This is a genomic window from Roseiarcus sp. (assembly GCF_052145395.1).
Taxonomy (GTDB): domain Bacteria; phylum Pseudomonadota; class Alphaproteobacteria; order Rhizobiales; family Beijerinckiaceae; genus Roseiarcus.
This window is the reverse complement of record NZ_JBKQOT010000580.1, coordinates 1-5,138: the sequence shown is the minus strand read 5'-3', so window position 1 is coordinate 5,138 and position 5,138 is coordinate 1. Positions and strand designations below refer to the sequence as shown.

The 5,138-nt window shown below is 65.1% G+C and carries 7 protein-coding genes; 2 read left to right on the top strand and 5 right to left on the bottom strand.

Annotation, left to right across the window (positions count from 1 at the left end; genetic code table 11):
- The 3 genes from rfbD to msrA form a co-directional block, all read right to left on the bottom strand.
- A partial coding sequence (rfbD, locus tag ACLP25_RS19995; RefSeq protein WP_442470909.1) for a dTDP-4-dehydrorhamnose reductase occupies window positions 1-865 on the bottom strand: 865 nt, incomplete at its 3' end.
- Window positions 865-1,419, bottom strand: coding sequence for a dTDP-4-dehydrorhamnose 3,5-epimerase (gene rfbC / locus ACLP25_RS19990; RefSeq protein ID WP_442470908.1), 555 nt, complete (start codon window positions 1,417-1,419; stop codon window positions 865-867). The genes rfbD and rfbC, both read right to left, overlap by 1 nt.
- A gap of 196 nt (window positions 1,420-1,615) precedes the next feature.
- Window positions 1,616-2,131, bottom strand: coding sequence for a peptide-methionine (S)-S-oxide reductase MsrA (msrA, locus tag ACLP25_RS19985; RefSeq protein ID WP_442470907.1), 516 nt, complete (start codon window positions 2,129-2,131; stop codon window positions 1,616-1,618).
- A 177-nt stretch (window positions 2,132-2,308) separates the two neighbouring features.
- Between msrA and ACLP25_RS19980 the strand changes: the two genes are divergently transcribed.
- Window positions 2,309-2,572: a hypothetical protein gene (locus tag ACLP25_RS19980; RefSeq protein WP_442470906.1), complete on the top strand. Its 264-nt coding sequence runs from the start codon at window positions 2,309-2,311 to the stop codon at window positions 2,570-2,572.
- Between the two features lie 74 nt (window positions 2,573-2,646).
- Here the strand turns inward: ACLP25_RS19980 and ACLP25_RS19975 are convergent, their stop codons facing one another.
- Window positions 2,647-2,868, bottom strand: coding sequence for a hypothetical protein (locus ACLP25_RS19975; RefSeq protein WP_442470905.1), 222 nt, complete (start codon window positions 2,866-2,868; stop codon window positions 2,647-2,649).
- A gap of 104 nt (window positions 2,869-2,972) precedes the next feature.
- Complete coding sequence (locus ACLP25_RS19970; protein WP_442470904.1) at window positions 2,973-3,500, bottom strand: cupin domain-containing protein; 528 nt, start codon at window positions 3,498-3,500, stop codon at window positions 2,973-2,975.
- A 199-nt stretch (window positions 3,501-3,699) separates the two neighbouring features.
- Here ACLP25_RS19970 and ACLP25_RS19965 point away from each other — a divergent pair, with 199 nt between their 5' ends.
- Window positions 3,700-4,956, top strand: coding sequence for a cytochrome P450 (locus tag ACLP25_RS19965; protein ID WP_442470903.1), 1,257 nt, complete (start codon window positions 3,700-3,702; stop codon window positions 4,954-4,956).
- The last annotated feature ends 182 nt before the right edge of the window (window positions 4,957-5,138 follow it).

Genomic DNA, 5,138 nt, shown 5'->3' with positions numbered 1-5,138 from the left:
GCCGCGCGCAACAGGCGGCGACCGAGGAGCGCCAGTCCGGCAGGGCGACGCCGTAGACGCGCCGCAGCTTGGCGTTGTCGAGGCGCGAATTGGCCGGCCGTCTCGCCGGCGTGGGATAATCGGCGGTCGTGATGCGCTTGACGCGAGTGAGGCGCCGCCCGCGCGCGCGCGCCGCGGCGAACACCGCCTCGGCGAACTCAGCCCCGGTCGCCTCTCCGCCGCCGGTCATATGAAAGACGCCACGCATTTCGGGCGCGTCGCTTTCGCGAATCCGGCGCGCGATCATGAGCAGCGCGGCGGCGATGTCGAGCGCCGAAGTCGGATTGCCGCGCTGGTCGGCGACCACGCCCACTTCGTCGCGCGTCTCGTTGAGGCGCAGCATGGTGCGGACGAAATTCGCGCCGAAGGGACTGTAGACCCAGGCGGTGCGCATGACCGCGCTGTTCGGACAGCGTTCCGCGACCAGCCGCTCGCCGGCGAGCTTGGTTCGGCCGTAGGCGCCGGTCGGGCCGGTCCGATCGTCCTCGCGATAGGGCCGGTCGAGCGTCCCGTCGAACACGTAGTCGGTGGACAGGTGCAGGAGCGGCGCGCCGATCTTCGCCGCCGCCTCGGCGACATGGCCGGCGCCGTCGGCGTTGACGCGCATCGCAAGCGCTTCCTCGCTCTCGGCCCTGTCCACCGCCGTATAGGCGGCCGCGTTGATGACGACGTCCGGTCGCGCCGCAGAGACGCCGGCAAGCACGCTCACGCGGTCCTCGAGCGCGAAATCCGGCCGGCTCAACGCGATGATCTCGATCCCGGGCCCGGCGCGCTCGAGAAGGGACGTCGCAACTTGACCTTTGGAGCCGGTGACGGCGACGCGCATCAGGCGAACAGCTCCTCGGCGTCCTTCAGCCGCGGCCAGCGCTTATCCTTGTCCGACAGCATCGGGCCGCCGGGAGGCAGCGGCCAGGCGATGCCGATGTCGGGATCGTCCCAGGCGACGCCTCGGTCGTTGGGTAACGAATAAAAGTTGCTCGTCTTGTAAAGGACCTCGGTGTCCGGCTCGAGGGTGACGAACCCGTGGGCGAAGCCGATCGGCACGAGGAGCTGGCGCCAGTTCCCCGCCGAGAGTTCGACCGCGACATGTTTGCCGAAGGTTGGCGAAGACCGTCGGATGTCGACCGCGACGTCGAGGATGCGGCCGCGCGCGACGCGCAAGAGCTTGTCCTGGGCGAAGGGAGAGGTCTGGAAGTGCAACCCGCGCAGCGTGCCGACTGCGGCGGAGACGGAATGATTGTCCTGAACGAAGTCGATGTGCAGACCGGCGGCCTCGAAGACCGACTTGTTGTAGACCTCGGAAAAGAATCCGCGCGCGTCGCCGTGTCTCTTCGGCGTCACGATTTTCACCGCCGGGATGGCTGTGTCTTCCACCTGCATTGTTTGCGTCCCCTGACCCTGCACCCGGGCGCCCGTTGAGGCCGGGGGCCTCCTTGCCAGAAACCCGCGCTCGCCGCCAGTTGAAAAAAGGCGGCTCCGCGCCGGTAAAAAAGCATCCGCACGGTGCAGGCCGTGCGGCGCTTGCAGCAGTTCGGGCGCTAGGTCGACCGGGTCCCGCGGCGCGGCGGGAGCCGCGCTACTCCGCGGCGGCGCGCTTCGGCAGGACCCAGCCGGGGCGGGGGAAGTGGCAGGTGTAGCCGTTTGGGTAGCGCTCGAGATAGTCCTGGTGCTCGGGCTCTGCTTCCCAGAACGGGCCAGCCGGGACGACCTCGGTCACGACCTGGCCCGGCCATAGGCCCGAGGCGTTCACGTCGGCGATGGTGTCGAGCGCGACCCGCTTCTGCTCCTCGTTTTCATAAAAGATCGCCGAGCGGTAGCTGCGGCCGACGTCGTTGCCCTGGCGATTGCGGGTCGTCGGGTCGTGAATCTGGAAGAAGAACTCCAGAATTTTGCGGTAGCTCAGCTTCGCCGGGTCGAAAATGATCTCGATCGCCTCGGCGTGGTCGCCGTGGTTGCGATACGTGGCGTTGGGCGTGTCGCCGCCGGCGTAGCCGACACGCGTGGAGATGACCCCCGGAAAGCGCCGGATCAGATCCTGCGTGCCCCAGAAACACCCGCCGGCAAGCACTGCGCGCTCGGTCGTATTGGCCATGGAACGGTTTCCTTTGCTCTGGAAATGACGATGTCGGCTGCTTTACGTGCGGAACGTGGCGTCCGTACCATCGCCTTTCAAGGCGGACGCTCGCCGCGCCGACGGAACGGATCCAGGGCTCCAGCGTTGATGCTGAAGGAAGCGGCTGTCGCCGCGGCCCAATGATAGGAGACGTCCATGTTGTCAAAGATTATCGCCGCGGTTTCGGCGGCGGGCCTCGCGATCCTCGTTTCGCAGGCGGCTCTCGCCGACGAGACCGGCGCGGTCGGGGGAGGTGTTGCGGGGGCCGTGACAGGCGCGGCGGTGGGCGGGCCGGTCGGCGCGGTTGTCGGCGGCTTCGGCGGAGCGGCGATCGGGAATTCGATGACGAATCATCATCATTATTACCGTCGCTACGGGTACTATCACCCCCACTATCATCATTACTACGAGGAGCATTAGCCGCAGGCGCCTGAAGGAATCCCCTCGCAGGCGAAAGAAAGCCCCAGCCGCGTTCTCGCGTCTGGGCCCTTCGATCAGCGGCGTTGCGGCGCCCTCTGGAACCAGGCGAAGCCGAACAGGACGATCGCCACGACCAGCGAGCCGAGCGCGTGCTTGACGTGAGGCTTGTCTACGCCCGCCACAAATCCCGGCAGGAACGACGGAAGCTCGCCAGCCGGCGTAAGCCAGTAGAGAACGGCCAGCGCGAGAAACACGAGGCCGAGAATTCCGGCGATCAGAGGCAGAGGTCGAGTCATGGGTCGCCGATGTACCTGACGACGGCCGCGGCGCCAAGCCGTGCGAAGGCGCGCCTCGCCGCCAAGAAAACTGTAGGGCGAAGTTCGTAGCCCGTCGTCAGGGGTCAGGGGGTCAGCAAGTCGGTGCGGTATTTCGGCGCGAGCGACACGATGGTCGCGATCCGCGCCTTCATTTGCGCCGGGTCCAGTTTGGGCGGCGGCGACGTGCGGCTTTCCAGGGGATCGCCGACTTCGAGAAAGAATGCGTCGAGTCCTGCGGGAACGCAGAAGCACAGCATGCGCGCCGGCGCGCCGGACACGTTTTTGAACACATGCGGCGCGTTCGCCGGGATGTTCACGGTCGATCCGGCGCGCAAGGTCGTGGACTCGCCGCGAAAGGTGAAGTTCAGCGCGCCTTCGAGCAAAGTGAAACTCTCCTCGAAGTCGTGACGATGCGGCGGCGGGCCGCCGCCGTCCGGCACGAGCATGTCGATCAGGCAGTATTTTCCCGCCGTGTCGGCGCCGGAAACAAGTATGCTGTAGGTGTCCCCGACCACCGCGACATGCCGGACGCCCGGACTGTCCCGGTCGGCGATAGTCAGCTTGCGGTTGGGGTCGTCGGTGGGGATGGCGGAGGTAGCGGCGTCGGTCATGGTCTCCTCGCGAGGGTGGGGAGTCCGCCCCCATCGTGGCGTTCCTGAGGCCGGGCACGAGGGGCCACGCTCGCGGAAGAACTCTCGCTGACTCTGTGACCGCTGTCACAGCGCAGCGGTTGACTATGCTTCAGGTTCGCCCAGATGGAGAGGTGAGGACAAGCATACTTGACGTCTTCCAACTCCGGGGAGAGCGCGCTTGGATACGACAGTCGCCGCCGATCACGCAAAGCTTGCCGAGGAGCTCCCGCTCGATCAAATCGACGTCAGCGATCCCGCACTGTATCAGCAGGACGTCTGGCGTCCCTATTTTCGCCGCCTCCGCCGGGATGCGCCGGTGCATTATTGCGCGGAGAGCCCGGTCGGACCCTTCTGGTCGATCACCAAGCACAAGGACATCGTTGACGTCGAGGTGAACCACAGGGTCTTCTCGTCGAGCTCTACGCTCGGCGGAATTGTGCTTCGGGACAGGCCGGCTGACCTCGAGCTGCCGATGTTCATTGCGATGGACCCCCCGAAGCACGAGGCCCAGCGGAAGGTTGTTCAGCCGATCGTTTCGCCGGAGAATCTCGACAATCTTAAAGACCTGATCCGCGGCCGAATCCGGACGACGCTCGACAGTCTGCCGATTGGCGAAACCTTCGACTGGGTGGACAGAGTCTCGATCGAACTGACCGCGCAGATGCTGGCGACGCTGTTCGACTTTCCCTTCGAGGATCGGCGGAAGCTGAGCTTCTGGTCTGATGCTTCGACGGCGCTTCCCTATGCGGGCACGATCGTCGAAAGCGAAGAGCAACGCGAGGAGATTTTTCGCGAGTGCCTCGGGTATTTCATGACCCTATGGAACGAACGGGTCAACGCCGAACCGCGTCCCGACCTCATTTCCATGCTCGCGCACGGCGAAGCGACCCGGACCATGAGCCCGCGCGAATTTTTGGGCAACATTTTGCTGCTGATCGTCGGCGGCAACGACACCACGCGCAATTCGATGAGCGGCGGCGTCCTGTTCCTGAGCCAGAACCCGGAAGAATTCGCCAAGCTCCGCGCAAGGCCCGAACTGGTCGACTCCATGGTCCCGGAAATCATCCGCTACCAGACGCCGATCGCCTACATGCGCCGCACCGCGCTCGAGGACGCGGAAATCGGCGGCAAAACCATCCGCAAGAGCGAGAAGGTCGCCATGTGGTACATCTCCGGCAATCGCGACGAAGACGCAATCGAGGAACCCGACCGTTTCCTCATCGACCGTCCCCGCCCGCGTCAGCACCTCTCCTTCGGCTTCGGCATCCACCGCTGCGTGGGAAAACACCTCGCAGAGATGCAACTGAAGCTTTTGTGGGAGGACATTTTGCGGCGAGGCTGGACGATCGAGGTTTTGGGCGAGCCGAAGCGGGTCTTCTCGTCCTTCATCCACGGCTTCACGGAGATGCGGGTGCGCATTTCCGAGCCGCGCTAAGCCGCCGTTGCATCCCCCGCCCATTTTGACCGTTTCGCCGCGGCCAAGGATAGGCTTCGGGGCTCTCTCTCAGGGCTGCCTCGTATCGTCAGCGCCGGACCGAATGATTTGTTCCGTGGGAGGGAGAGCCAGTCCATTGATTGTTCAGGTATACTACAACAGAAGGAAAAAACTATGGAGCG

What these genes read in the sequence shown, in the direction of transcription:
- msrA (WP_442470907.1), bottom strand. Translation starts at nt 2,131, where the DNA reads ATGGCCAATACGACCGAGCGCGCAGTGCTTGCCGGCGGGTGTTTCTGG.
- ACLP25_RS19980 (WP_442470906.1), top strand. Translation starts at nt 2,309, where the DNA reads ATGTTGTCAAAGATTATCGCCGCGGTTTCGGCGGCGGGCCTCGCGATC.
- ACLP25_RS19975 (WP_442470905.1), bottom strand. Translation starts at nt 2,868, where the DNA reads ATGACTCGACCTCTGCCTCTGATCGCCGGAATTCTCGGCCTCGTGTTT.
- rfbC (WP_442470908.1), bottom strand. Translation starts at nt 1,419, where the DNA reads ATGCAGGTGGAAGACACAGCCATCCCGGCGGTGAAAATCGTGACGCCG.
- ACLP25_RS19970 (WP_442470904.1), bottom strand. Translation starts at nt 3,500, where the DNA reads ATGACCGACGCCGCTACCTCCGCCATCCCCACCGACGACCCCAACCGC.